The sequence below is a fragment of the Methylophilus sp. 13 genome (assembly GCF_015354335.1).
GTDB classification, from domain to species: Bacteria; Pseudomonadota; Gammaproteobacteria; order Burkholderiales; family Methylophilaceae; genus Methylophilus; species Methylophilus glucosoxydans.
In genome coordinates this window covers 777,705-799,662 of the sequence record NZ_JADKYR010000001.1, presented here as the reverse complement: position 1 = coordinate 799,662, position 21,958 = coordinate 777,705, and the positions used below count along the sequence as shown (strand labels likewise).

The following is a 21,958-nucleotide window of genomic DNA, read 5'->3' as shown; positions in this document are numbered from 1 at the left end:
TGGCGGGCTAAAATCACATGCATGCTAGATCAGAAATGATAGTTCAAGGTCGCACGGGCGTTTAAAGGCGCACCGGGCGTAATGTTATTGTTGTTGTGCGCAAACAGGGCATAGTCTTTGTTAGTCAGGTTCTCGATATTGATTTGCGTATCCCACTGCGGGCTTAACTTGGCAAAAATCGCTGCATCAAAACGCGTGTAACCAGGCAGCAGCGTGCTTTGGCTAGCCGTTGGGGTGGCCGCATACATTTCTGAGCGGCTGACCATGCCCAACGCGACGGCCCACATGTCATTGATCTGGTATTTATTCCACAATGAGAAGGTGCGGGTGGGTGTCATTGCCAGATTGCTGCCAGCCAGGATCGCACTGTTGCCTGCGCCTTGCTGTTTGGTGATTTCGCCTTCTTGCAACGTGAATGCGCCCATGACCTGCCATTGGTCAGTCACCTTGCCGCTCAGGCCAACTTCCAGACCTTTGGTTTCCTGGCCGTCAAGCAGAATAGAGTTACCTGTATTTGTAGGGTCTGCGGCCAAAACATTTTCTCTTTCAAGTTGAAAAATGGCGGCAGTCAATGCCAGATTGGGGTTGATATCCCATTTTGCGCCGACTTCTTTATTAATGAATTTTTCAGGCTTGAAGCTTTGAGTGCTCACGGTAAGACCAATCAACTGATCCCCAGCGCGCGGCACATATGAGGTGCTGTAGCTTGCATATAGCGAGCTATCCGTCGTAGGTTTGTAAATCAGCCCGGCTCGCGGTGAAAGCAGATTATTTGTGACATTGATATTGGCAAAGTTACCTGTTCGCAAGTCGGTGTAATTTGTTTCCAAATGATCATGTCTTAAGCCCAGGACTGCCTGCCATTTTGGGTTGAAAACGATTTGATCCTGCAAGTATATGGCGGCAACGGTAAAGTCGCTTTTCTGATTGCGGCTGGTTGTATTAAAGGCTACATTGGAAACTGTAGGGTTATCGGCCGAGACGCTGCCAGTTAAGTTTTCACTCGTTCCCTGAGTGAGTCGCTTATTTGTCGTATCTTGTGCAGCAAGCTCTGTCCCAGCCAGCAACTTATGTTCTACATTTCCAGTTTTGGCTGTATAGGTAATATCAGTTTGGTTAATCAGGTTCTCACGTTTTGTCTCATCTCGATAAGCGCCTAATTGCAGGGTATTGGCGGTTGTCACACTGCTATTTGCATAAACGTTTTGATAATACTTATCGTAGTAGGCCAAACGGGTACTGTTTTTGACCTGCACGCCGTTATCAAAGGCATGGCTGATGGCAGCATTAAAGGCGACAGTTTCTGTTTCGGTCGGGCTTAATTTTGCGTTACCAAAAAACTTGTCATAATCCTTGATGCGATAAGGACGATTATTCAGGTTGCTGTTGTCCCCACCGATAAAAGACGGTATGCCTCTATCCGCAGTGCGTTCGTCTTTAAAGTATTCGGCACTTAAAACAATCTCGGTTTTATCCCCCGGCTTGATCGTAAAGGTCGGTGTCATGCCGTAGCGTTTTAATTCCACGCCATCACGGTAAGAGTTGGAGTTTTCATACACCGCATTGAGTCTGAATGCTAATTCTTCGGACAACCCCTGACCATAATCCGCGGTGATACGGCGGTGATCGAAACTGCCATAGCTCACGCTGAGGTCTCTGACTGGATCCCAGCCGGCTTTTTTGCTGACGCGGTTCACGACACCGCCTGCGCCGCCGCGGCCAAAAATCATGCCGTTAGGGCCTTTAAGCACTTCGATACGGTCAGTGTTATATAAGTCGCGGTAAGTCTGAATGTCGTCGCGCAGGCCATCTACAAATAAGTCACCCGTAGTCTGGTTGCCACGTAATACAAGCTGGTCACGGTTACCTTCACCTTGTGCCGCTTGCACACCAGGCACATAGCGTACAGCATCAGCGATGCTTTGCATGGACTGGTCTTGCATAAAGTCGCGCGTAATCACGGTAATGGCTTGCGGTACGTTGACCAGCTCGGTATCGGTTCTGGTCGCGGAGGTGGAGCGCTTTGCGTTGTAACCCTTGACCGGTTTGGTGTCACTCTGTTTCTCTGCCTTGACCTCGACCTCTTGTAACTCGACGGTTTCGCTCTCACTGGCGCCTAACGCGGTCATGGATAAGAGTGCGCTACTAAAAAACAGCCCGATCGAGAGCAGCGTTGGACGAGGTCTGAACGGATTTTCTTGGGTATTTTTAATCGTCATAAAATTAATATCCTCTCAATGATTGTCGCGAATATTAACTTAGTTGATAATGGTTATCAATAAATTTTGTAAGTTTTGTCAGCAAATCACGGGATAAGCGTGAGTACTAGTCGCTAGCAAGCTGGCCGAGTTGCCAATGGGCCATTGCCCATTGCCACAGCGCAGGCAAGTTTGAAAAAGTGGGAACCGGTTGCGGTAAATAGGGTAGAAAGTTGAAGGCGGCAACGAGCGTGGCCAGGATATTGTCGAGCGGCAAAGCGGTTGCCAGGGTTTGTTTGCTGAGTTTTTGCCCTTGGTCGTTCAATACCAGCGGGATATGGGCATACGCTGGGGTGGCATAGCCCAAGCACTGTTGCAGATAGATCTGCCGCGTGGTGGACTGCAGCAGGTCAGCACCGCGCACCACATGGGTCACGCCTTGCAAAGCATCATCAACGACCACGGCTAACTGGTAGCTGAACAGACCATCGGCACGCTTGATCACGAAGTCACCGATGTCACTGGCCATGGCATGTTGCTGCCAGCCGACAATTCTGTCTGCAAAGCCGATATTGATGGCAGGCGTTTTCAAGCGCCAGGCAGCTGGTGTGTCTGGTTTAATGGGATGTTGCAGGCAAGTGCCAGGATAAATGGCACCTTCAATGCCCAGTTGTGTTGAGCTGTCGGCAATCTCCTTGCGCGAGCAGGTGCAAGGGTATGCCAGGCCCCGGTGGCGTAACTGCGCCAGGGCCTGCTCATAGTGCTCGGTGCGTTCACTTTGGTAGACGATTTTCTCATCCCAAACAAAGCCATAATGCTGCAGGGTGCGAATCATGTCTGCGCTGGCGCCGGCTACGCGGCGGGTGGTGTCTACATCTTCTATGCGCAGCAGCCAGCGGCCGCCCTGGCTTTTAGCATCGCAGTAACTGGCGACGGCGGCGACCAGTGAGCCAAAATGCAAGGGACCGGTAGGCGAAGGGGCAAAGCGGCCAACCACCATGGCGTTTTACTGGGTGACGTAAGGCGGAATATGCCAGGCCACCAATTGGCCGCCCCGCAATTGCAGATGACAGGCCATGCGCTCAATGCCCTGGCTGGAGACGTCAAAGGTATACGTGCGTTGTAACTGCATACGTCCATTACCATCCCTGGCAAAACCGACGCGGGCGCAAGCCACGGTTTCATCCAGAAACTGCAGATGGCAGCGCTCAGCCAACTGGCGGCCAATCTTGAGCGCGATCTCACGTTTCGAAATCGTATCCATCCAATACCATGCGCCCGCCATCAAAATGGCTAATAAGGCCCATTCAGCCATCGTTGTTCTCCTTTAAGACGATTATCTTTTTCAGTGTATGATGACCAATAATCCGTTTCATATTCATTTCATTCTTATTTAGTGTTGTTAACGATGAATTCAAGCCGCGAAGCAGATGCGATTCAAGCTTATTATAATTTATTGCACAGCAAGGGCGCTGATGCTGCCATCATGGCACAGCGCGACGCGGTGCTGGCTGAGTTAACGCCGCTATTAAAAGACCAGGAATGCAGCAGCACGGTCTACCGGCAAGCGGTGGACGATTGTCTGGCCGACAAGGAAGCCCAGCGCTGGCCAGAAATCCTGACCATTATCCGCGAGTTTTATCCTTTTTGGCGCGGCGATGTGAAAGCCGTCATGCAATATGCCGATACTGTCGGCTTTGAATTACATCCTATCGGTTGGCAGCCGGCGGTGATTGATTTGCAGTCCGTTTGGCCGGCGTTGCAGTCCGAGAAGTTTGAAACAGCAGAATTATGGCCGCTTAACGGCTACGTCAAAGCGCTCAAATCCATGGAGCACAAGCAGGAGATGGATATTGAACTGCGTACGCGCATGGCAAAGCTCATGTTGTTGCGCTTGCGTGAAGCACCACTCACAGAAAAAAACGCCTACCGCATCACCGCTGACGCAACCCTGCCGCTATTTAATCTCAAAAATACCCGTCACCTATTTTTAAACGCGGTGCGTGAATTTTACTATTTCTGGTCTGCGCATCCTGATGCGGTCGAAATGCTCAAGCAATTGCAACCGGTCGAGATCATATAAGTCTGTCCCTCCTCAGTATTGGCATACGACGATACGGTTATCCACCGCTTTATCCGTGTTTTGTTGACGCAAACTCTCGATGAGTTCGCATGGCATGCCTCATTCATCAGCATTTGAGCATCTTTAAGTACTTTTGTTTAAATATGCCCTAATTTGCACCAATAATGTGCAATGCACTTTTGATTGAGTTATTTTGGGGCGTTTTTGCCAGTGCCCAATCTCCACTCCTTTTAAAATCAATCACTTAAAAATGGCCTGATATTTGCTTGAAACCTGCGCATTTTAAAAAGGCGTGTCTTTCAAACAAAACGCCAATCAATAATTATTGAATTCGGAGAGCGAAATGGAATCATTAGTGACAGCTAATGACGTCCTGTTTGTATTGCTGGGGGCCATCATGGTCTTGGCAATGCATGCCGGTTTTGCCTTTTTGGAGGTCGGCACAGTACGTCAAAAAAATCAGGTGAATGCCCTGGTTAAAATTATGGTGGATTTTTGTGTGTCTACTATTGCCTATTTTTTTATTGGCTATGGTATTGCTTATGGCATCCACTTTTTCAATGGTGCCGAAACACTGATCGTGCAAAACGGTTATGGTCTGGTCAAGTTCTTCTTCTTGCTCACCTTTGCCGCCGCCATTCCTGCCATTATTTCTGGCGGCATTGCTGAGCGCGCCAAATTCAACCCGCAACTGGCCGCAACATTTTTGCTGGTTGGCTTTGTTTATCCGTTTTTTGAAGGCATTGCCTGGAACGCTCATTTTGGGTTTCAGGACTGGCTGAAGGTCAGTTATGGTGCAAACTTTCACGACTTTGCCGGTTCGGTGGTCGTGCATGCCATGGGCGGCTGGATTGCCTTGCCTGCGGTGATACTGCTGGGCGCACGTAATGGTCGCTATACCAAAGATGGCCGTTTGCATGCGTATCCACCTTCCAATATTCCATTCCTCGCTTTGGGTGCATGGATACTCACTGTAGGCTGGTTCGGTTTTAACGTCATGTCCGCCCAATCCATACAAGGCATTTCCGGCCTGGTAGCGGTCAATTCACTGATGGCGCTGGTGGGTGGCACGCTGGCCGCATTGCTGCTTGGTAAAAATGACCCGGGCTTTGTGCATAATGGCCCGTTGGCTGGTCTGGTGGCCGTCTGTGCCGGTTCTGATGTCATGCACCCACTCGGCGCACTGGTCACTGGCGCAGTCGCTGGCACCTTGTTTGTCTGGGCATTCACCCTCACGCAAACACGCTTCAAAATCGATGATGTGCTTGGTGTCTGGCCGTTGCACGGCTTGTGTGGTGCCTGGGGCGGTATCGCGGCAGGTATCTTCGGTGCGACCAGTCTTGGTGGCATGGGCGGCGTCAGCCTGATGAGCCAGCTGGCAGGTACTGCATTGGGTGTAGTGATCGCGCTAGTGGGCGGAACCATCGTTTACGGCGCATTAAAGAAAATCGTAGGTATCCGCCTGGATGCCGAGTCAGAGTTTGATGGCGCGGATTTGAGCATCCATAAAATCCCGTCGGTGTCTGGGGATTAAGGCCTATCACTTTAAGAAATATGTTGATGCTGTTTTAGTGCATTCATCAACGCTGAGAGGGATGGTGCCGCAGGCAACTCTGCGACGCAGTGTTGACCAAGATGGGCTGTCCCAACCAAACAGATAGGGTACTGGCGTCAAAGCCAGTCATGCGCTGACCGTCAACCTCGATGAGTGGCCGCCGGATCAGCAGTGGTTCGGCGCGCAGCATGGCCAATGCGGTGTCGGCATCCAGGGTGGCCGGATCTATCTCGCCATCCCTGATTTTGGGGGCGGCCGGATTAAACCAGGCGTGCACCGGCAATGAGCCAAAGAATTGCAGCAGGCGCTCACGTGTCCAAGGCTCGGTGAGCAGATTTTTGGCAATCAATGTGTGTCCGGCCGCAGCCAGTTGGGCTTTTTGCCGACTGTTGTTGCTGCAACCGGGTTTTTCATAAAACAGTATGGTGCTCATCTAGACCCCCTTGCAAGAGTGCGGGGACTTGCTGTTCGATTTCCTGACGGATGGTGAGTGGCAGGGCCTGCAGCCAACGTTCGGGGATGGCCTGACTGCCATAGCGGGCACCCGCCAGCATGCCAACAATGGCGCCGGTAGTGTCGGCATCTTCACCCTGGTTGACGGTGCCAATCAGGCAGTCTTCAAAATTGTCAGTGTTGAGAAAAAAATGCAGCACGGTTTGCATCGTGTCAACAATATAGCCGCTGGCCCGGCCCGGATAGGGGTCGAATTTGAATGCCGGGTACTGTTTGACCAGTGCTGCCGCCAGCAAGCGGCAGGCCGCACCACCCTGGCCATTGAACAGTGCATGCACCATGCTGCACAGCGTCAGGCAGGCGGCATCGGACAATGGGTGGTGATGAGTGAGGCGCGCTTGTGCCAGCGTGATTTTTTCAAACTGGTCTGGTAGGTGATAGGTGGCGATGGCAATGGGTGCCATGCGCATGGCCGCACCATTGCCGCCTTCGGCTTCTGAAGCCGGGCCTTGCAGCGTACCATGAAGCAAAAAGCGGCGGATGCCGCGACGGCAGGTGTTACCCACATCTATCGGGTGGCTTTTTAGCCAGTCGGCAAAGCCGCGGGCGGCCGTTTCGGCATGCCAGCCATTGTGGCTTAGCCAGGCGCGGCCCAGACACAGCGACATTTCGGTGTCGTCGGTAATCTGACCGGGTTTGAGCTTGAGCCAGCCACCGCCTGTCATGTCGCGATGCTGGCCTCGGCTGGCGATTTCTCTGGCAGTCATAAACTCCACTGGCGCGCCCAGCGCATCGCCGACCGCCATGCCCAGATATGCGCCCAGCGCACGTTGCATGAGGTCAGGCATAGCGGGCCATGACCTCGTATTCGCCACCCAGCGCGATGACTTCTTCCTCGCCGCACAGTGGGCTGTGTTGCAGCAAGCCGGGAAACAGTAACAGTTTGACCAGCGGCACTTCCACTTGCAATATCCAGTCACCAAACTCGTCGGCGCGCTCGCGGTTGCGGGTAAATGACACCAGATTGTTAAGCCGCAGCCTGCACAGCCCGGCACGCAGCCCATGTTGCCCCAGGGTCGGTTCTTCGTTGAGGTTCACGCCGCGCCACAGGGTCAGTGTGGGGTGCGAGGTCGGCAAGCCAAAACGCGCAATCACAAACTGACAATACTCGTATAACAAATCAAGCTGCATATGGATGCTGTAGTTATGAAAGCGGCTGCAAAACTTCTCTTCCAGATAGGTGACCCAGGCCGGGGAGGGGAAATGCCTCAGCGGTGCGCGGTGAAAGCTGGGCGCGAGGCCAAAGCGACTCTCCACCCAGCCCTTGAGCACCGCCCCCTGCGGGCTGTTGGCATCAAAGCCCCAGCCCTCCAGCAATTTGAGGTAGCTGGGTCTGAAACGGCGCGGGCCTTGTGCTGTGGCTGGCCGCTGCAAGTCAAAGGCGATGGTCATATAGTGAGCAAACCTGTCGGCGGCTTCTTCGGCGTTGCGGCTGGCGTGCAGCAAACGAAACAGCCCGCCGTGGGTCTCGCGTGCTCCGGCAATATGCAGGGGCTGCGGGTGACGGTTAAACGCGACCGAGCCCAGCAATCCGGCCGGAAGACCGACCAGGTTGGTGCTGTACCAGTCTTGCGGGCTTTCTTCCGCCTGCATGCCAGCGAGATGTAGCCTTAAACCGGGCGGTTTTCGTTGGGGTTGCGTACTGGCCCCATCAGCTTCAAGCCTTCCTCATAGCTGATTTCAGGGAAGTTGGCACTGAAGCTCATCGCTTTGGCAATAACGGCATCCAGCTTGGCGCCAGTATCCAGTTTTTTTAGGTCATTTTTTTCCAGGCGCAACAGTTCCAGTAGCTCGTTATATACCGTGGCTTCATCAATGGGCAGGATGTAGAAAGTGCTGCCGTTCATCTTGACCGTGTACTTTTTCAACAGGTCAATATTGTTGCAGAAGACGATATATTTGCCTTCCGGGAGCAGCACGTCTTTGAGTGCATCGACGAGTAAATCCAGATAACCAAATGACAACAGGTAGCCGGTAAAAAAAGGCATGCCGTTTTCGCCCTCCTGCGCATAGGCCATGACCTGGTCGCAGGTGATTTCTGGCGGGCGTGCTTCATCGGCCAGTTGCGGCGCAAACTTGATGGCGAGTTCGCCACGAAAGCCAAAACGTCCAGGCACTTTGGTGGCGTCTTTAAATACCGGGTTTTGCAAACGGTTGGCGGCATTGAGTTTGCCGAAAATGGTGCTTTCCATGGTGGTCATTGCAAGGTTCTCCTAAATAAATGAGGCCAGGGGTTACGCTGGCTGGTTACGAATAAAGTCTGCCGTTTTAAAAAAAGCCTGATCGAGCTGTGCCCTTAACGTGGCATCTGTCACCACTTCCAGCAGGGCACGCCGCATGCATAACATCCAGGCATCTCTTTCTGCCTCGCCGATACCAAACATGGCATGTCGCTGGCGCAGGCGGGGGTGGCCGCGTTCACGGCTGTACTCCTTGGGGCCACCCAGCCATTCGATCAGAAACTGCACCAGCACCGCCTTGGTTTCAGACAGGTCTGCCGCATGCATGGCGCGGATTGCGGCAGCTTCCGGTGCCGTGTTCATATGCACATAAAAGCGGTCGACCAGACGGCTAATGACCGCTTCTCCACCGATTTGTGCAAAGTGCGGATTGCCTTGAATTTGCGCGACCGGTTTGTGGCGGCTGGTATCCAGCGCCGGATTAATGGGGGGTAATGGCTGATGCATCCTGACCTCTCTGGGAACTGACAGATAGTCCTGATTCAGCAAGTGTTATACCAACAGCTATGCCAATTGATCTGCAGAAGGCAAGGATCAAGCCTGGATGAGGCTTGGCGGCCAGTTGATGCATGAAGCAACGCATTGAAAGGCGGCTGACCGTATGCAGAAAGGTTTGTTTCATACCGCACGCTGGGCGCCGCTTTTGTCGTGTTTGCGACAGAAAGTATTTAAGGAAATGTCGTCTGCGTTTTTGTAAAAATATAAATATAAATCAAACACTTAACTTTTATTTTTTCTGTTGGCACGCTACTTGCCATAGACAGGCTACATGGCCGACACCCTCCATCGCCTGATAAGAAAAGTGATTAGGTTGCGATTCGGAATCGGAAGATGGCTGCGTACAGCGACGAATTTTTCATTTAAACCTAAAGGAGCTTCAATTATGGCTGCATTACGTCAAATTGCATTTTATGGCAAAGGTGGCATCGGCAAGTCCACCACTTCTCAAAACACGCTGGCTGCGTTGGCCGAAATGGGTCAGAAAATCCTCATCGTCGGTTGCGACCCTAAAGCCGACTCTACCCGCCTGATTCTGCACGCAAAAGCACAGGATACCGTGTTATCCCTGGCTGCCGAAGCCGGTTCTGTCGAGGATCTGGAAATCGAAGATGTGATGAAAATCGGTTACCGCGACATCCGTTGCGTGGAATCCGGTGGTCCAGAACCTGGCGTGGGTTGCGCAGGCCGTGGTGTGATTACCTCGATCAACTTCCTCGAAGAAAACGGTGCCTATGACGGCGTGGATTATGTGTCCTACGACGTCTTGGGTGACGTGGTGTGCGGTGGTTTCGCCATGCCGATTCGTGAAAACAAGGCACAGGAAATCTACATCGTGATGTCCGGTGAAATGATGGCGATGTATGCCGCCAACAACATTTCCAAAGGCATCCTGAAATATGCCAACTCCGGTGGCGTGCGTCTGGGTGGCCTGGTATGTAACGAGCGCCAGACTGACAAGGAACTGGAACTGGCTGAAGCACTGGCAGGCAAACTGGGTACCAAGCTGATCCACTTTGTGCCACGTGACAACGTGGTGCAGCACGCCGAGTTGCGTCGTATGACCGTGCTGGAATACGCCCCGGACTCCAAGCAAGCTGAGGAATATCGTCAACTGGCGCAGAAAGTTCACGCCAACGCCGGTAACGGTACCATCCCAACCCCGATCACCATGGATGAGCTGGAAGACCTGTTGATGGATTTCGGCATCATGAAGAAAGAGGATGAAACACTGATTGGTAAAGCGGCGACTGCAGCTTAATGAGTCTTTGGCAGGGGGCTTTGCCCCTTGCCAACCCCTCCAGAGACGGTTTCAAAAGTTGAGGAGGTTACTTCCGGGCAATTTCAACAATTTTTGAAAAGTTTCTTTTTATCACTAGTTTTTAGTCGAACATAGGAGACAACGATGAGTGCGACTGCTGAAACAAAAGTCAACGGCGCCGAGCTGATTCAGGAGGTGTTAAAAGCCTATCCTGAAAAGTCCGCCAAAAAACGTGCAAAACATTTGAATGTGTATGAAGAAGGCAAATCCGAGTGTGATGTGAAATCCAACATCAAATCACTGCCAGGGGTAATGACCATCCGTGGTTGTGCCTACGCCGGTTCCAAAGGCGTGGTATGGGGCCCGATTAAAGACATGGTGCATATCTCGCATGGCCCGGTCGGTTGCGGCCAGTATTCCTGGGCGTCACGCCGTAACTACTACATCGGCACCACCGGCATTGATACCTTCGGCACCATGCAGTTTACCTCCGACTTCCAGGAAAAAGACATCGTGTTTGGCGGTGACAAGAAACTGGAAAAAATTATCGACGAGATTCAGGTACTGTTCCCGCTCAACAAGGGCATTACCGTGCAGTCCGAGTGTCCAATTGGTCTGATCGGCGACGACATCGAAGCCGTGTCCAAGAAAAAAGCCAAAGAGTATGAAGGCAAAGTGATTGTACCTGTGCGTTGCGAAGGCTTCCGTGGCGTGTCGCAATCGCTGGGTCACCACATCGCCAACGACGCCGTGCGCGACTTTGTGTTTGACAAAACTGACCCGGAAAAAAACAAATTCGAGTCCAGCCCGTATGACGTGGCCATTATCGGTGACTACAACATTGGTGGCGATGCCTGGTCCAGCCGCATCCTGCTCGAAGAAATGGGCCTGCGCGTGATCGCCCAATGGTCCGGTGACGGCTCGATTGCCGAGCTGGAAAACACGCCCAAGGCCAAGCTCAATATCCTGCACTGCTACCGCTCGATGAACTACATCAGCCGCCACATGGAAGAGAAGTATGGGATCCCATGGGTAGAGTACAACTTTTTTGGCCCATCCAAAATCGAAGAATCCCTGCGCAAGATTGCCAGCTTCTTTGATGACAGTATCAAGGAGAAAACAGAGCAGGTCATTGCCAAATACAAGGCGCTGACCGATGCCGTGATTGCCAAGTACAAACCACGCCTGCAAGGCAAAAAAGTCATGCTGTTTGTCGGTGGCCTGCGTCCCCGTCACGTGATTGGTGCCTATGAGGATTTGGGCATGGAAGTAGTGGGTACCGGCTACGAGTTTGGCCACAACGATGACTATCAGCGTACCACCCACTACGTTAAGGACGGCACCCTGATCTATGACGATGTGACCGGCTACGAGTTTGAGAAGTTTGTGGAAGCCGTGCAACCAGACCTGGTCGGTTCCGGCATCAAGGAAAAATACGTGTTCCAGAAAATGGGCGTGCCTTTCCGTCAAATGCACAGCTGGGATTACTCCGGCCCTTACCACGGCTATGACGGCTTTGCGATTTTTGCCCGTGACATGGACATGGCGATTAACAACCCGGTATGGGGCTTGACCAAAGCACCATGGCAACAAGCGGCTTAAGAGGAGAACTGAACATGAGCCAGAATGCTGATAAGGTTTTAGACCATTTTGAACTGTTTCGCGAACCAGAATATACGGAAATGTTCGCCAACAAGAAAAAGAATTTTGAATTTGCCGTGCCTGCCGATGAAGTGAAAAAGCAGGTCGAATACGCCAAAACGCAAGAGTACAAAGAGAAAAACTTTGCCCGCGAAGCGTTGACCGTGAACCCGGCAAAAGCATGCCAGCCACTCGGGGCCGTATTTGCTGCGAATGGTTTTGAAGGGACATTGCCCTTTGTGCACGGCTCACAAGGCTGCGTGGCATACTACCGCTCGCACTTCAGCCGTCACTTTAAAGAGCCGACTTCCTGCGTGTCTTCATCGATGACTGAAGATGCGGCGGTATTTGGTGGTTTGAACAATATGATTGATGGTTTGGCCAACTCGTATAGTTTGTACAAACCAAAAATGATTGCGGTTTCTACCACTTGCATGGCCGAGGTGATTGGCGATGACCTCAACGCCTTTATCAAAACCTCACGCGAAAAAGGCTCCATCCCGGCTGACTACGATGTGCCGTTTGCCCACACGCCAGCGTTTGTCGGCAGCCATATCACCGGCTACGATAATGCGCTCAAAGGCATTCTCAACTACTTCTGGGATGGCAAAGCCGGCACCGTGCCAGCCTTAGAGCGCAAGCCCAACGACAGCATTAACTTTATAGGCGGCTTTGACGGCTACGTGGTTGGCAATAACCGCGAAGTGAAACGCATGTTCAACGAGTTTGGCATCACCCCAACCATGCTGTGCGATCCGTCCGACGCCTGGGATACGCCGACCGATGGCGAGTTCCGTATGTATGATGGCGGCACTACACTGGAAGACACCGCCAACGCGATTCATGCCAAAGGCACCATCGTCATGCAGTCCATCTGCGCCGAAAAAACTGCCGAGTATATCCAGAGCAAAGGCCAGGAGGTGATCAAGCTGCATCACCCCGTCGGAGTAAAGGGCACAGACGAATTCCTGATGGCCATCTCCAAGCTCTCTGGCAAACCAATTCCGGCCAGCCTGACCAAAGAGCGTGGCCGTCTAGTGGATGCCATTGCCGACTCCAGTGCCCATATCCACGGCAAGAAATTTGCCCTGTATGGTGACCCTGACCTCATGCTTGGCCTGACCGGTTTTCTGCTGGAACTAGGTGCTGAGCCCACCACGGTACTCTCCACCAATGGTGACGATGCCTGGGCCGCCAAGGTACAGGCGCTGTTTGACGCCAGCCCGTTTGGTAAAAACTGCAAGGTCTATCCGAAGAAAGACCTGTGGCACATGCGCTCCCTGCTGTTTACCGAGCCTGTCGATTTCCTGATCGGCAACACCTACGGTAAATACCTGGACCGCGACACCGGTATCCCGCTGATCCGTTTGGGCTTTCCGATTTTTGACCGCCACCATAAACACCGCTATCCGGTGTGGGGCTATCAAGGTGCCCTCAACGTGCTGGTCACTATCCTGGACAAGATCTTTGACCAGATGGACATCAGCACCAATGGCATCGCTACCACCGATTACAGCTTCGATATTATCCGCTAGCCTGTGATTGAAGGCCTACCGGGTAGGGCGGTCCGATGTCTGGCCCGGTAGCAATGTAGTCCTGTCTCTTCCCCCACTTTACAATGATCGATTGTTGAGTGTTTAAGCCTCCCGGACGGGAGGCTTTTTTTATTTGAAATTTGAGAGAGGCTGCTTTTAGCAGTTAGGTACATTGTTGTCCGCGTGAACTGCGGTGCCGAGGGTGTATTTAGAATATTAGGATTTAGTGGGTTTTGATACGTGAGGTAACGCAGGCGAGTCGCCAACCGAGCTAACGTTTAAGCTCTGGGGCTTACGCCGCATCGCGGCGCAGTGTCCCATTGCTATTCATAACTTATATTCTCTAATGCAGTCCAACCCACTTTACTTTCACAATCACCGGAAATTATTTTAATTTCCCTCCACATATCAATCATACCCATTTTCGCGCGTTTGCCTGTTAATTGAATTGGCGTGCCCGCTGGAGCCATGCAAACATGTTTGGTGGGATCGCCAGCTGCGTCCAAACTTGGTGTGTTTACTACTAGCGTAGACCCTACTTTTGTATTCCTTAGAACGTAGCTTTTTGATTTGGTCTGCTCTGGATTGTTGTAATTGATTGTGACATCTCTATTGTTAGAACCAATCGCAGGGCTTTGATTGCCTGATGTAGAAATATTCTGCGTTTGATTCGGAGAAGATGAAACTGAAGGCGGAATAAAGACGATAACAAGGCCTATTATTGATGCTATTGAACCCCATAAACCTATTTTTTCGTACATTGATAAACTCCCATACCATGAAGACATGCTTTTTACTGAAGTAATTCTTTGTATTTTTTTAGCCACCGTGGCCCACGGGTATGCAGTGCCGCAATTCTCACAATGCTTTGGTACAGGCGTTGTGAACCCAATAGCCACAACACCATCAAAATGATAGTCACCTTTTATAGGATGATTGCAATTAGGGCACGTGATGATGGTTTTTGCACCGCAAATATTACAATAACTTCTCCGATGTTGTGGCGACGTATTATATCGATCAGTGATTTGATGACCGTTAAGGCACACCTGTTGGATATCGTAATAACTCATGTTTTTGTTTTATGCTTACCGAAGCTGTAGAAAAAACTTTGGGGGATAGTTTGTAGTGTTTTAAGGGGTAAACATTTCTCGTTTTGAGTTTGTGGTTTTCAGAGCAATTGTGGAGGTTTCTTTATTGCCATGGTGCGCCTTAAATTTTCTAAAACACTTAATCTACAGCGTCAAAGTTTGAATTCACCAGCTTGCGCGGCATTCGTGCGGATCCGGTGGACTGGTTGTTTAGCGCTCAGGGCGCAAATAACCATTTTTGTTTCCGATCTGATGCCATGTTCTCTTCGGAAAACGCATGCGATTCGTGACTCAGTATTAGCTCGCAATCACTATACAGTTTTCGAGCTGGGTCAAACAAGTCGGCAGTTGAACCTGTTTGCTTTCGTTTGATTTTGAGGAAAACTTTGAGGATTGTGTCTAATTGGAATACGAAATACATTAGGCCAGTTGGTAGCTCAGCAAAAAATAAGGCTTTTGCATCTTGAGCTTCATTACTTGTAATAGCCTCATTTATTAGTAGGTAACGGTTGGCCTTGCAGCAACGATGTAGACCTTCGATTAGTACTTGATAAGATCGGATGCTGGAAAAAACATTGCGCAGATAGTCCGTAATCATTTCAATATGCTCTTCAGGAGATAGTCCGTTGTTGGCGCGTTCCTGTGCCATATTTTCTAGATGTCCGTTCATTGTATAGAGCATCTGATGAATCCCGATATCGTTGGACAAAGTTTCAAGCCCTTGAAATCGAAGAGTGGAAATTTCAGTACGATAGGCTCCTATCTGATTTTGTATAATATTCATTACACGGGTTAGAATTGCTTGTCTACGAGATTCCTGCAGCTCTTTTCTCTGTAAACGTAGTTCAACCCTTTGCAAAAGGATTGTCCATATGAGGCCAGCAAAAGCGAGCCCGGAGAAGAGCGATGTTAGGAGACCAAAACTGTCGCCAAATGTGCCCGCAGCCTCAACTGTGAAATGTGTGATAGGCCATGTGAGAGCAATGAGCGTTATGGCGTAGAAAACAACGAGGCTAATTATGCCAATTACGAGCCACTTGAAAAGCCGATTGGTTTTCGTTTCTTCTGAGGGCTGGTCTTGAGCGTCGGGAGTATTCATGTGAGAGTTAGTAGCCTAAAGTAGGCATCCTAAATGACGTAAAACTTTGCGTCATTGAAGTTTTGTTTATGTAAGGAAAGTTGTGCTTTATTAACATATACCAATACTTGGTAGTTTTTAGAGCATCCTAAAAGGTTTAGATTACTACGTCAATTCCATCAACTAAACAACTTGAAAGCTGAAAATAAAAGTCAGTTTTGTGGGGCGTAAGGTTTGTTTAACAGCATCAACAATTACTTTAAATCACGCTGTAGCCTTTTAACTCTTTCCAAGCAGTCACCATAGGTTAAATCGCAATCGAGTCTTTCAATTGCTGCATAGACTGGCGCTAAAATAGATTTTCTTGTTTCACATTGATGGATAAAGGCTTCCAGATTTTTTGTGAATATCATTCTGTTTTGCAAAATTGCATCATACGCATGATCAATCACCACGGCCAAATCCAACAAGTCACGTGGCGTTACTCTATCGCCCCGATGCCATAATTTTTTAGCTACGATCTCTACAGGCGTTTCTAATAATACTTCTCGCCCCAGAACTTCATGACTCTCAAAAGGGGTTGAGGTTAAGGGGGATGATGCTACAAAGTCAATTTCACCTTCTGGCAGATAAAGCTTGAGGTATTCAGAGCCGTCGGTGTATTGCTGGGTAATTTCTTCGCCTTTTCCACCTAAGCGCGGATTGATGAACCCCAAAAATTGAGGGTCTGGCACAAAAATATCAATATCTTTAGATAAACGGTGTGCATAGTGAAACATCAACACCGTGCCACCGCCGAGGCTCCAACGTGGCAGTTCAACGCCATCCTTTGCCACTGCATCTATGAGACTAAAAGCTTGCCTGAGCAAGCTTTGCCAAACACCCGCAGGGAACTGTAACGGGTTAGCCATTGATCGCCTGCCAAAATGGCTTGGGTGATTCTATGGCCATTGCCAATTTAGCAAGGTTTTTCCAAAGATGTTTTGGGTTAGCCTGCTGTTGCATTGCCAGCTGTTTCACTGCGCCGGTCAACAAGGCAATTGAGGCCTCTTCAATTAAATGAAACAGCTGACCTTCATAGCCCATTGGCACTTCACCTTTCAGCATGACGGCTTCCAATTCATCCTGAGTCATGGTGTTTTTGTAACTCGTGTTAACGCTGCGAAGTAACATCTGTACAAAGTTCATCGGTTTACCCGTTGAAAATAGTGGCTTGCCAACAATATCCGCCAACTCAGATAACTTCACAGCGCCAATGTCGCCCACCTTGCCGTTTTCAAGATTCACAATTGTTACTCTTGATAGATGTGCAGCTTCAGCAAGTGCCTTTTGACTGAGGCCACATGCTACGCGCTCGTGTTTAATAATTGATCCTATTGTTTGAATATTCATAGCAAAAAGTTTAAGCTTGTCCGTAAATAAAGTAAAGAATACTTTACTTTTATTTGTCAGTATTACAGATTCTGTAGGGTGCTATAGCATACGGTACGCGCTATGGTTTGTTTAAAAGATCGCTATCTTAAAGCGTTAAACGCGCGTGTTTTGAGTTCCTTCCTGATGCGTTACTCACTCCCTTTTCACATGAAATACTGCTAGTGGCTAAGTCATGTCAATGGTGATTGCAGGAGTACGAACATTTAAACGTCTTGTACTTCATTTAATCTCGCCAGCTGGTATACCAGGTAATGGATGTTGACCCGGACGCTCGTCACATAACACCCTTCTTTGTCGCAAACCTTACAATCGAAATTGTCTTCTGGTTATTTTTTAACCTGTTGTTTATAAAAGAATATATTGGATTCGTGCATCTTGGCACAGCCTGTGCTATCTCTAGGGTAATACATGCGGAGATGTCACGATGCGACAAAGCAAGCCAGTCATCAACGATACCACCTTGCGCGATGGAGAACAGACGGCAGGGGTGGCGTTTAGCCGTGAGGAAAAATTGCGAATTGCTTTGGCGCTGGCGGAGATTGGGGTGCCAGAGCTGGAGGTGGGCATCCCGGCCATGGGCGAGGCGGAAATTGCCGATATACGCGCAATTGCGGCGTTGCAATTGCCGACCAGGCTAATGGTTTGGGGGCGTATGACCGAGGGCGATTTGCTGGCATGTTTGCGCACCGGGGTGCGTCATGTGAATTTGTCCTTGCCGGTGTCGGATTTGCATATTGAGCGCAAATTGCGGCGTGACCGGGCGTGGGTGTTGCAGCAGGTGGCGCAGGTGGTCTCGCAGGCGTGTCAAGAGGGCTTGCAGGTGTCAGTGGGCGGTGAAGATGCTTCCCGCGCCGACCCGCAGTTTTTGCAGCAGGTGGTGGCGGTGGCCGAGACGGCGGGCGCTTGCCGCTTTCGTTATGCCGATACCCTGGGCGTCCTTGATCCGTTTACCACGTATGAGCGCATTGCGGCTTTGCGTGCGGTCACTTCGCTGGACATCGAAATGCATGCGCATGACGACCTCGGCCTGGCCACTGCCAATGCATTGGCGGCAATTCGTGCCGGGGCCAGCCATGTCAACACCACGGTCAATGGCCTGGGTGAGCGGGCGGGCAATACGCCGCTGGAAGAAGTGGTGACCGCTCTGTGGCGCATCCACGGGCTGGATGTGGGGCTGGACATGCATGCCTTTCCAGAGATTTCGCAGCTGGTGGCGCAGGCGTCGGGCCGGGCCGTGGCGCTCAATAAAAGCATCGTCGGTGCGGCGGTGTTTACCCATGAGTCCGGCATGCATGTCGATGGCCTGCTCAAAGACCCGGCCACCTACGAAGGCTTTGACCCGGCTGCAGTCGGGCGAGAACGGCATCTGGTGCTGGGCAAGCATTCCGGTAGCCACAGTGTGCGCCATGTCTATGCGCAGCTGGGTATACGCGTGCAACATCACGAAACCGAATGGCTGCTGCAACGCATACGCCAGTTTGCAGTAAACACCAAGCGCAGCCCGGCCAGTGATGAGCTCAAACTGTTTTATCTCGAAGGCCAGACCACACCGGGGAGACTGTCATGCATGTAAATTCGCCAGTGCAGTCTGGCTTGCTAGCCCTGTTGCGCGAAGACCTCGCCTGCGTGTTTGAGCGTGATCCGGCTGCACGCAACCGGCTGGAAGTGTTGCTGACCTATCCCGGCTTGCACGCTACCTTGCTGCACCGTATCTCGCATGGCTTGTGGCGGCATGGCTGGCGGTTTGCTGCGCGCTGGCTGAGTTATGTCACGCGCATGCTGACACAGATTGATATCCACCCTGGCGCCAGCATCGGCCGCCGCTTTTTTATCGACCATGGCTGTGGTGTTGTTATCGGCGAAACCGCGGTGGTCGGCAACGATGTCACCCTGTATCACGGCGTGACGCTGGGCGGTGTGTCGTGGAATCCGGGCAAGCGGCATCCTACCCTGTGCGATGGTGTCATGGTCGGCGCAGGTGCCAAAATTCTTGGGCCGGTGGTGGTGGGCGCACAGGCCAGGGTAGGCGCCAACTCGGTGGTCATCCATGATATTCCGGCCAGGATGACGGTGGTCGGTATCCCCGGTCGCGTGGTGCTGCCTGACAACGCCAGACGCCAGCCACAGCAGGGCATAGACCTCGACCACCATCTGATGCCGGACCCGGTGGGCAAAGCGGTCACAGCTTTGCTAGACCGTATTGATCAACTGGAGCATACCCTAGCGGCGATGCGTGACAACCAGCAAGCCGCTTCCGAAGCCTTGATACAGCACAGCGTCGCCGAGGCGCGTGCACGCAAACGTTTCGATTCCTGAGCCTGCATTTCCTTTTTATGTTTGGAGAACCCTGATGAGTGCCTTGTTATCACAGATGCAATCTTTTTCTGCTGCCGAAGAGTTTTTCGCGTTTCTCGGTGTCGCCTATGACCCGCAGGTGGTACATGTCAATCGCCTGCATATCCTCAAACGCTTTCAGCAATATCTGGTGCGTGACCCTGTGAGCCAGACCTTGCCCGAGAACGAGCAGCGCAATGCCTATCAGCGCTTGTTGCATGCGGCTTATGACGACTTCGTGCGCTCCAACGCCGCTACTGAAAAAGTGTTCAAGGTGTTTCAGGAAGCCGATGGCAGCAAGACTTTTAATCTCAACAGTCTGAAACAAACATTGCCTTCACAACGTGCCTGATTTGTCGGGTTTGCGACAAATAATTTTAATGTGAGTTTTTCTTGTAACTTACTGATTTTTATATATAAAAATAATTTTTTTAGCATGGCATGGTTGTTGCAATACTGAAATAAAAGGCCGGGTGTTTCTGGTCTGTCATCCAGGTAAAGTCAGGCAAAAGGAAGGATTCGATATGCATATTGTGGTTTGTATCAAGCAGGTGCCAGACAGTGCACAAATTCGGGTGCACCCGGTGACCAACACCATTATGCGTCAGGGGGTGCCGACCATTGTGAACCCGTATGATTTGTTTGCGCTGGAAGAAGCCTTGCGCCTGAAAGATGAATATGGCGCGCGCGTGACCGTGCTCACCATGGGGCCACCGATGGCCGAGGCGGCGCTGCGCAAAGCGATTTCTTATGGCGCAGATGACGCCGTACTGGTGACCGACCGTATTTTTGCCGGGTCTGACACCTTGGCCACCAGCTATGCGCTGGCTGCGGCCATCCAGCAGATCAGCAAAGATATTCCTGTTGATTTGGTGTTTACCGGCAAGCAAACGATTGATGGCGATACTGCGCAAGTCGGCCCCGGCGTGGCAAAACGGCTGGAGATGCAGTTGCTCACCTATGTTTCAAAAATCCGTTCGCTGGATACTGACAAACAGGAAATCGTGGTCGAGCGCCGTTCTGAAGGCGGCGTGCAGGTGCTCAAAACCAAAATCCCCAGCCTGATTACCGTGCTCGAAGGCAATAACGAAATGCGTTTTGCCACCATGGCCAATATGTTCCGTGCTGCCCGTTATCCGGTCAAAATCTGGAATAAAGACGCTGCCGGGATTGAAGACCCGACCAAAACCGGCCTGAAAGGCTCGCCTACCGTGGTTTCCAAAGTGTTTGCACCAACACCACGCGCGACCAAGGCCGAGATCATTCAATGCGAAAGCAACGAGCCCAAAGACCTGAGCGTGACCTTGCTCGCCAAAATGTTTACCAAGTTTCCCAACATCGAGAAGGAGCTGCTGAAGCGGTCGGCTTGAACAGATCCAGGGAGCATGAAGTAAAGGAATCCATATGAGTGAAGAAACCAAAAAACCGGCACCGGCTGGCAAGAAGAAATTTGAGCTTGATGAGCGTCTGAAAGCGTATAAAGGCGTCTGGGTGTTTATTGAACATGAGCGCGGCGCCATACATCCCGTTTCGCTGGAATTATTGGGCGAAGGCCGCAAACTGGCCGATATGCTGGGTGTGGAATTGGCAGGCGTGGTGATGGGTCCTCCCGGAGAGACCACCCGCAGTTTTTGCCAGGAGGCCTTTTACCATGGCGCAGACCTGTGCTACCTGATTGAAGACCCGCTGCTGCAAGATTATCGCAACGAGCCTTATACCAAAGGGCTGACCGATCTGGTCAACAAATACCAGCCTGAAATCTTGTTCCTTGGTGCAACCACATTGGGCCGCGATTTGGCAGGCAGTGTCGCCACCACGCTCAAAACCGGCCTCACTGCTGACTGTACCGAGCTCAATATCGACCTCGACGTGCGCAGCCTGCTGGCGAGTCGCCCAACCTTTGGCGGCTCCTTGCTGTGTACCATCCAGACCCTGAATTACCGTCCGCAAATGGCCACGGTACGGCCACGTGTGATGGCAATGCCAGAGCGCGACGCGACGCGCAATGGCCGCATCATTGAAGATACCCTGAGCATGATAGAAGACAGCATCATTACCAAAGTGCTGGAGTTTATCCCGGACGAGATGCAAGACAAACCGCAACTGCCATTTGCCGACATTATCGTCGCCGGTGGCCGCGGCATGAAAAAGCCGGAAAACTTCAAACTGATCTGGGAGCTGGCGCAAGTGCTGGGCGCAGAAGTCGGCGCCACTCGCCCCGTGGTGCAAGCGGGCTGGGTCGAGCTAGACCGTCAGGTCGGCCAATCTGGCAAAACCGTACGCCCCAAACTCTATATCGCGGTGGGCATTTCCGGCGCCATCCAGCACAGGGTCGGCATGGATGCCTCGGATGTGATTATCGCCATCAACAACGACCCCAATGCGCCGATTTTTGACTTTGCTCACTATGGCATTGTCGGCAATGCCATGACCATATTACCGGCGCTGACCGAGGCATTTAAGGCACACCTGGCAACCGCAAGAAAGGCAGGCTAAG

General features: G+C 51.4%; 22 protein-coding genes. 10 read left to right on the top strand and 12 right to left on the bottom strand.

Going from position 1 to position 21,958, the window contains the following annotated elements:
• Window positions 1–29 precede the first annotated feature (29 nt).
• The 3 genes from INP77_RS03655 to INP77_RS03645 all read right to left on the bottom strand — a co-directional run bounded on the left by INP77_RS03655 (window position 30) and on the right by INP77_RS03645 (window position 3,513).
• Window positions 30–2,219 (bottom strand): TonB-dependent siderophore receptor, encoded by a 2,190-nt coding sequence (locus INP77_RS03655; RefSeq protein WP_194747324.1) that lies wholly within the window; start codon window positions 2,217–2,219, stop codon window positions 30–32.
• A 106-nt stretch (window positions 2,220–2,325) separates the two neighbouring features.
• Window positions 2,326–3,198, bottom strand: coding sequence for a tRNA glutamyl-Q(34) synthetase GluQRS (gene gluQRS / locus INP77_RS03650; protein ID WP_194747323.1), 873 nt, complete (start codon window positions 3,196–3,198; stop codon window positions 2,326–2,328).
• A gap of 6 nt (window positions 3,199–3,204) precedes the next feature.
• The gene (locus tag INP77_RS03645; RefSeq protein WP_194747322.1) at window positions 3,205–3,513 is read right to left on the bottom strand and encodes a DUF3301 domain-containing protein; all 309 of its coding nucleotides are present in this window, start codon (window positions 3,511–3,513) and stop codon (window positions 3,205–3,207) included.
• A 93-nt stretch (window positions 3,514–3,606) separates the two neighbouring features.
• Between INP77_RS03645 and INP77_RS03640 the strand changes: the two genes are divergently transcribed.
• Window positions 3,607–4,281, top strand: a complete 675-nt coding sequence (locus tag INP77_RS03640; RefSeq protein ID WP_194747321.1) for a hypothetical protein — start codon at window positions 3,607–3,609, stop codon at window positions 4,279–4,281.
• A 343-nt stretch (window positions 4,282–4,624) separates the two neighbouring features.
• Window positions 4,625–5,815 carry an ammonium transporter gene (locus tag INP77_RS03635; RefSeq protein WP_194747320.1) on the top strand — a complete coding sequence of 397 codons (1,191 nt, stop codon included), beginning with the start codon at window positions 4,625–4,627 and terminating at the stop codon, window positions 5,813–5,815.
• 46 nt (window positions 5,816–5,861) lie between these two features.
• Here the strand turns inward: INP77_RS03635 and INP77_RS03630 are convergent, their stop codons facing one another.
• Genes INP77_RS03630 through INP77_RS03610 form a run of 5 tightly spaced genes read right to left on the bottom strand, consistent with a single transcriptional unit; the run spans window position 5,862 to window position 9,036 of the window.
• A complete protein-coding gene (locus INP77_RS03630; RefSeq protein WP_194747319.1) occupies window positions 5,862–6,269 on the bottom strand; it encodes an ArsC/Spx/MgsR family protein in 408 nt (135 codons plus the stop codon).
• The gene (draG, locus tag INP77_RS03625) at window positions 6,247–7,125 is read right to left on the bottom strand and encodes an ADP-ribosyl-[dinitrogen reductase] hydrolase (RefSeq protein WP_228518673.1); all 879 of its coding nucleotides are present in this window, start codon (window positions 7,123–7,125) and stop codon (window positions 6,247–6,249) included. Before draG ends, INP77_RS03630 begins: the two co-directional genes overlap by 23 nt.
• Window positions 7,126–7,129: 4 nt before the next feature.
• The gene (locus INP77_RS03620; protein WP_194747317.1) at window positions 7,130–7,942 is read right to left on the bottom strand and encodes an NAD(+)--dinitrogen-reductase ADP-D-ribosyltransferase; all 813 of its coding nucleotides are present in this window, start codon (window positions 7,940–7,942) and stop codon (window positions 7,130–7,132) included.
• A gap of 17 nt (window positions 7,943–7,959) precedes the next feature.
• On the bottom strand, window positions 7,960–8,550 hold the full coding sequence (locus INP77_RS03615) for a hypothetical protein (protein WP_194747316.1): 591 nt from the start codon (window positions 8,548–8,550) through the stop codon (window positions 7,960–7,962).
• A 33-nt stretch (window positions 8,551–8,583) separates the two neighbouring features.
• Entirely contained in the window at window positions 8,584–9,036 is a 453-nt protein-coding gene (locus INP77_RS03610) for a group II truncated hemoglobin (RefSeq protein WP_194747315.1), read from the bottom strand.
• A 436-nt stretch (window positions 9,037–9,472) separates the two neighbouring features.
• On the opposite strand from INP77_RS03610, the gene nifH reads away from it, so the two are divergent.
• The 3 genes from nifH (at window position 9,473) to nifK (ending at window position 13,524) form a co-directional block, all read left to right on the top strand.
• Entirely contained in the window at window positions 9,473–10,348 is an 876-nt protein-coding gene (nifH, locus tag INP77_RS03605) for a nitrogenase iron protein (RefSeq protein ID WP_228518672.1), read from the top strand.
• Between the two features lie 144 nt (window positions 10,349–10,492).
• Window positions 10,493–11,950 carry a nitrogenase molybdenum-iron protein alpha chain gene (gene nifD / locus INP77_RS03600; RefSeq protein WP_194747314.1) on the top strand — a complete coding sequence of 486 codons (1,458 nt, stop codon included), beginning with the start codon at window positions 10,493–10,495 and terminating at the stop codon, window positions 11,948–11,950.
• A 14-nt stretch (window positions 11,951–11,964) separates the two neighbouring features.
• Window positions 11,965–13,524 carry a nitrogenase molybdenum-iron protein subunit beta gene (nifK, locus tag INP77_RS03595; protein ID WP_194747313.1) on the top strand — a complete coding sequence of 520 codons (1,560 nt, stop codon included), beginning with the start codon at window positions 11,965–11,967 and terminating at the stop codon, window positions 13,522–13,524.
• A 323-nt stretch (window positions 13,525–13,847) separates the two neighbouring features.
• Here the strand turns inward: nifK and INP77_RS03590 are convergent, their stop codons facing one another.
• From INP77_RS03590 to INP77_RS03575, 4 genes are all read right to left on the bottom strand, one after another.
• Window positions 13,848–14,597, bottom strand: coding sequence for a DUF2321 domain-containing protein (locus tag INP77_RS03590; RefSeq protein WP_194747312.1), 750 nt, complete (start codon window positions 14,595–14,597; stop codon window positions 13,848–13,850).
• 235 nt (window positions 14,598–14,832) lie between these two features.
• Window positions 14,833–15,714, bottom strand: a complete 882-nt coding sequence (locus INP77_RS03585) for a hypothetical protein (RefSeq protein WP_194747311.1) — start codon at window positions 15,712–15,714, stop codon at window positions 14,833–14,835.
• A 233-nt stretch (window positions 15,715–15,947) separates the two neighbouring features.
• A complete protein-coding gene (locus tag INP77_RS03580; protein ID WP_194747310.1) occupies window positions 15,948–16,604 on the bottom strand; it encodes a nucleotidyl transferase AbiEii/AbiGii toxin family protein in 657 nt (218 codons plus the stop codon).
• Window positions 16,597–17,085, bottom strand: coding sequence for a helix-turn-helix transcriptional regulator (locus tag INP77_RS03575; RefSeq protein ID WP_194747309.1), 489 nt, complete (start codon window positions 17,083–17,085; stop codon window positions 16,597–16,599). The genes INP77_RS03580 and INP77_RS03575 overlap by 8 nt, the downstream gene beginning before the upstream one ends.
• A gap of 466 nt (window positions 17,086–17,551) precedes the next feature.
• Here INP77_RS03575 and nifV point away from each other — a divergent pair, with 466 nt between their 5' ends.
• From nifV to INP77_RS03550, 5 genes are all read left to right on the top strand, one after another.
• Complete coding sequence (gene nifV, locus INP77_RS03570; RefSeq protein WP_194747308.1) at window positions 17,552–18,700, top strand: homocitrate synthase; 1,149 nt, start codon at window positions 17,552–17,554, stop codon at window positions 18,698–18,700.
• Window positions 18,691–19,443 carry a serine O-acetyltransferase gene (cysE, locus tag INP77_RS03565; RefSeq protein ID WP_194747307.1) on the top strand — a complete coding sequence of 251 codons (753 nt, stop codon included), beginning with the start codon at window positions 18,691–18,693 and terminating at the stop codon, window positions 19,441–19,443. The genes nifV and cysE overlap by 10 nt, the downstream gene beginning before the upstream one ends.
• A 34-nt stretch (window positions 19,444–19,477) precedes the next feature.
• Entirely contained in the window at window positions 19,478–19,813 is a 336-nt protein-coding gene (gene nifW, locus INP77_RS03560; RefSeq protein WP_194747306.1) for a nitrogenase-stabilizing/protective protein NifW, read from the top strand.
• A gap of 172 nt (window positions 19,814–19,985) precedes the next feature.
• Complete coding sequence (locus tag INP77_RS03555) at window positions 19,986–20,831, top strand: electron transfer flavoprotein subunit beta/FixA family protein (protein ID WP_194747305.1); 846 nt, start codon at window positions 19,986–19,988, stop codon at window positions 20,829–20,831.
• A gap of 34 nt (window positions 20,832–20,865) precedes the next feature.
• Complete coding sequence (locus tag INP77_RS03550) at window positions 20,866–21,957, top strand: electron transfer flavoprotein subunit alpha/FixB family protein (RefSeq protein WP_194747304.1); 1,092 nt, start codon at window positions 20,866–20,868, stop codon at window positions 21,955–21,957.
• Window position 21,958: the final 1 nt, after the last annotated feature.

What these genes read in the sequence shown, in the direction of transcription:
- INP77_RS03630 (WP_194747319.1), bottom strand. Translation starts at nt 6,269, where the DNA reads ATGAGCACCATACTGTTTTATGAAAAACCCGGTTGCAGCAACAACAGT.
- INP77_RS03610 (WP_194747315.1), bottom strand. Translation starts at nt 9,036, where the DNA reads ATGCATCAGCCATTACCCCCCATTAATCCGGCGCTGGATACCAGCCGC.
- INP77_RS03620 (WP_194747317.1), bottom strand. Translation starts at nt 7,942, where the DNA reads ATGCAGGCGGAAGAAAGCCCGCAAGACTGGTACAGCACCAACCTGGTC.
- gluQRS (WP_194747323.1), bottom strand. Translation starts at nt 3,198, where the DNA reads ATGGTGGTTGGCCGCTTTGCCCCTTCGCCTACCGGTCCCTTGCATTTT.
- INP77_RS03555 (WP_194747305.1), top strand. Translation starts at nt 19,986, where the DNA reads ATGCATATTGTGGTTTGTATCAAGCAGGTGCCAGACAGTGCACAAATT.
- nifD (WP_194747314.1), top strand. Translation starts at nt 10,493, where the DNA reads ATGAGTGCGACTGCTGAAACAAAAGTCAACGGCGCCGAGCTGATTCAG.
- INP77_RS03580 (WP_194747310.1), bottom strand. Translation starts at nt 16,604, where the DNA reads ATGGCTAACCCGTTACAGTTCCCTGCGGGTGTTTGGCAAAGCTTGCTC.
- INP77_RS03585 (WP_194747311.1), bottom strand. Translation starts at nt 15,714, where the DNA reads ATGAATACTCCCGACGCTCAAGACCAGCCCTCAGAAGAAACGAAAACC.
- INP77_RS03655 (WP_194747324.1), bottom strand. Translation starts at nt 2,219, where the DNA reads ATGACGATTAAAAATACCCAAGAAAATCCGTTCAGACCTCGTCCAACG.
- INP77_RS03575 (WP_194747309.1), bottom strand. Translation starts at nt 17,085, where the DNA reads ATGAATATTCAAACAATAGGATCAATTATTAAACACGAGCGCGTAGCA.
- nifK (WP_194747313.1), top strand. Translation starts at nt 11,965, where the DNA reads ATGAGCCAGAATGCTGATAAGGTTTTAGACCATTTTGAACTGTTTCGC.
- INP77_RS03590 (WP_194747312.1), bottom strand. Translation starts at nt 14,597, where the DNA reads ATGAGTTATTACGATATCCAACAGGTGTGCCTTAACGGTCATCAAATC.
- nifV (WP_194747308.1), top strand. Translation starts at nt 17,552, where the DNA reads ATGCGACAAAGCAAGCCAGTCATCAACGATACCACCTTGCGCGATGGA.
- cysE (WP_194747307.1), top strand. Translation starts at nt 18,691, where the DNA reads ATGCATGTAAATTCGCCAGTGCAGTCTGGCTTGCTAGCCCTGTTGCGC.
- nifW (WP_194747306.1), top strand. Translation starts at nt 19,478, where the DNA reads ATGAGTGCCTTGTTATCACAGATGCAATCTTTTTCTGCTGCCGAAGAG.
- draG (WP_228518673.1), bottom strand. Translation starts at nt 7,125, where the DNA reads ATGCAACGTGCGCTGGGCGCATATCTGGGCATGGCGGTCGGCGATGCG.
- INP77_RS03645 (WP_194747322.1), bottom strand. Translation starts at nt 3,513, where the DNA reads ATGGCTGAATGGGCCTTATTAGCCATTTTGATGGCGGGCGCATGGTAT.
- INP77_RS03550 (WP_194747304.1), top strand. Translation starts at nt 20,866, where the DNA reads ATGAGTGAAGAAACCAAAAAACCGGCACCGGCTGGCAAGAAGAAATTT.
- INP77_RS03640 (WP_194747321.1), top strand. Translation starts at nt 3,607, where the DNA reads ATGAATTCAAGCCGCGAAGCAGATGCGATTCAAGCTTATTATAATTTA.
- INP77_RS03635 (WP_194747320.1), top strand. Translation starts at nt 4,625, where the DNA reads ATGGAATCATTAGTGACAGCTAATGACGTCCTGTTTGTATTGCTGGGG.
- INP77_RS03615 (WP_194747316.1), bottom strand. Translation starts at nt 8,550, where the DNA reads ATGACCACCATGGAAAGCACCATTTTCGGCAAACTCAATGCCGCCAAC.
- nifH (WP_228518672.1), top strand. Translation starts at nt 9,473, where the DNA reads ATGGCTGCATTACGTCAAATTGCATTTTATGGCAAAGGTGGCATCGGC.